Genomic DNA, 2,898 nt, shown 5'->3' with positions numbered 1-2,898 from the left:
CGCGTAGTGGCAGCACAGGTGTCCCCAGATCTCTTGGAGTACCAGGTCGGGCGACTTCGAGCGCAGCACGGTGCGCGGTCCGCGCTGGTGGGTCTTGAGTTCGTCGAGGGCCAACTCGATCTCCCACCGCTGTGTGTAGGCGGCGGCGAGATCTACCGCGTTGACCTCATCCGGGTCGAGCAGCGTGGTGAACAGCCGGTAGCTGGTGGGGTTGTCCCGACCGTCATCGATGGTGTAGTCGATCACCCGGACCAGCATCGGTTCCTCACGGCGAGCTGATGCTGGGGTGCTGCGGCGCAGGTGGGCCAGCCAGGACCCATCGTCGAGGTCGTGCACGTGGGCCGGTTTGGGGCCGGCCGCGTCGGTCCGGACCCGCCACAGCAGGTCCGCGCCGGTCCCGATCGCCTTGCGCCACAAGGCGTAGGAGAAGAATCCCCGGTCGGCCAGGAGCAGCATGCCCGGCTCCAGCCGGTCCAGCAGGGGCTGGGTCAAGGTGGCCTCGGACTGGGTGTATGCCCCGATCTGCGCGGCGAAGACCGCGTGGGTGCCGCACTCGGCCAGGGCCACCACCCGGGCCTGCGGGAAGGCGGCCTGCTCGCCCTTGTTGACTCCCGGTCTGCCAAAGAACGCCGCGTTCACCGCCGTGTCGGCGACATCGAGGCAGGTGCCGTCGACTGCGACCAGACGACGCCCCGCCAGCCACACCCCCGGAGCCTGGTCGCCACCGATCGGCCTGGCGACCCGCGCGAACAACGCCGCCAGCGGTTCCGAGCCCAACCGGACCCGAGCCTGGAAGATCGCCGACTTGCTCGGCGGGGCGTAGCTCTCGGCCCACCCCGAGGCCCACGAGAGCCCGTCGGTCAGCTGGGACAGCACATCCTCATAGGAGCCCTCGGAGTACAGCGCCATCCCGATCGAGAAGTAGGCCATCACCCGCGCCGGCAACGACCGATGCCGCTGCTCGGTCCGTCCCGTCGCGGCGATCACCTCATCGACCAACCCCGGCGGGAAGACGCGAGTCAACACCCCCACCGAGACCAGATCCGACAACCGACGATCCGAGACCGGCTTCTTCCAACCCGCGCGAGGCATGACACCAAACTACACCGATGTGACCTTAACTGAACGGTATTGGCACTAGCCTCGGTCTTTCACTAGCCGAGTGATCTTGGACTGGGATTGTAATTTCGGGTTGTGGCAAGGACTGGCGGAGTGTCGGCGTGGCCGGGCCGCCGACGTGGTGGTCGGTGTCTCCGGCCGTTCTGGTCGTGGGTGGTCGCGGCCGGCCGCGGCCTCAGGTCGCGGGCAGCGGAAGGGTTTGGAGGCGGGCGAACGCGGCGGCGAGGGCGTGTCGCCAGGGCCAACCGGCGTCGATCCGCAGGAACAGCCGGCGCTGTCCGCGGGTGAGCCGGGCGGCGGCGTGGAGGAGTTTGTAGCGCAGCAGCCTGGGTTCGGCTCGGGCCAGGTCACCCTCGAGCAGGGTGGTCTGGGTCCAGGCGATCAGGTCGCAGGCCATCAACGTCAGCTCGAGCCACGCTTGATTGATCTTGTATTCGCGGGACGGCGGATGGCCCAGCCCGGTGTCCTTGGCGCAGCGGATCCGGTCCTCCACCCGGGCGTGCGCCCGGTGGCGGGCCTCGAGCTGGGCAAGTCCTCCGCCCGCTCCGCCGTGGTAGCCGGGTGGGGTGTCCGTGGCGAAGGTCTGAAACCGCCACCCGTCGTGGTCGGTGAACCGCAGCTGCACCCCGGGGTGGGGGCGTTCCCGGCGCACGATCACCCGCATCCCAACCGGCCAGCCCGCCGCGGTCAGGCCCGGCAGCAGGCCGGTGAGCTCGGCGACGTCGGCGCCCTCCCGGCGGGTCCCGTCGGCCTCGATCGCCGGGGTCCAGGCGCACTCGGGCAGCGCCCGGATCGCGGCCTGGACCGCCTCGGTGGCGGTGAACCCGACCGAGAACCGCAGGTCAAGGCCAGTTTCCCGCAGACCCCGCAGGTGGGTCAGCCAGTCCTTGGTCGACCCCGCCCCGTCCGCGCTGATCAGGATCGGGGTGCCGTACCGGGCGGGTTCGGGGATCTGCGCCAGCGCCAGGTCGGTCACCGCGATGTGGTCCGCGGCGGTGTTCGACCCGGCCCGGCCGGTGCGCTGGAGCGCGGCCAGGGCCTCGTTGGTGTTGTCCAGCCACACGGTCAGCGGGTGATACCCGAATCCGCCCTTGAATGAGGCACTGGCCCCGCCCTTTTCGCTGTGGCAGGTCACCAGCGTCGCGTCGATGACCAGCCGCAGACCGGGCCAGTCCCGCCCGCCGGCCGCGCTGGCCCGGATCGGCCCCACCGTCGCCTCGCGCTGGGCCCACAACCGTTCCCGCGCCCGCGCCCGGGCGGCGCGCACCGCCTCCAGCAGAGCGGTGTCGACGCCGTCCAGCACCCGCCACGCCGTCGCGGTCGAGGCCACCGACCCGAACAGCTCCGGGCGGTCCCGCAGCACCGCCAGCCCGCTGATGCCCCGCCCCCCGTCGGCGAGCATCACCGCCACATCCACCAGCACCCGCCCCGGATCGTGACCCGACCGGCGCCGTCGCAGCCCACCGACCGCCTCACCGAGGAACCCTGTCAGGCCGGTCCGGTCGGCCAGATCGGCCAGCAACCGGGACCCCGCATGCGACGCCACGCCGTCCCCGTCCGCGGTCACCGTGATCCTGGGTCGACTCGTTGTAGATTGCACTCGCGAAGTGCCTCTCGACTTGGCGGTCCCGGTCCCTCGGCAAGACCAGAATCCCAGCCAGAGCAGGCACTTTCGCGTTCCCACACCCCGTGTCGCGCCACAAGATCAGACCACTACCGCAACAGCCGGGCTAAGGTGTCCCTGCGCCCGTGCTTGCCGATTCCTTGGAAGTCAGGCAC

The 2,898-nt window shown here is 70.7% G+C and carries 2 protein-coding genes; both read right to left on the bottom strand.

The window, feature by feature from the left end; translation table 11 throughout:
- On the bottom strand, positions 1-1,092 hold a 1,092-nt coding region (locus VF468_28295), incomplete at its 3' end, for an IS4 family transposase (protein HEX5882185.1).
- Positions 1,093-1,294: 202 nt separating this feature from the next.
- On the bottom strand, positions 1,295-2,719 hold the full coding sequence (locus VF468_28290) for an IS1380 family transposase (protein HEX5882184.1): 1,425 nt from the start codon (positions 2,717-2,719) through the stop codon (positions 1,295-1,297).
- Between the last annotated feature and the right edge of the window lie 179 nt (positions 2,720-2,898).

Source organism: Actinomycetota bacterium (assembly GCA_036280995.1).
Lineage (GTDB): Bacteria > Actinomycetota > CALGFH01 > CALGFH01 > CALGFH01 > CALGFH01.
The sequence above is the reverse complement of the archived record's forward strand: the minus strand, read 5'-3'. Positions and strand labels throughout refer to the sequence as shown.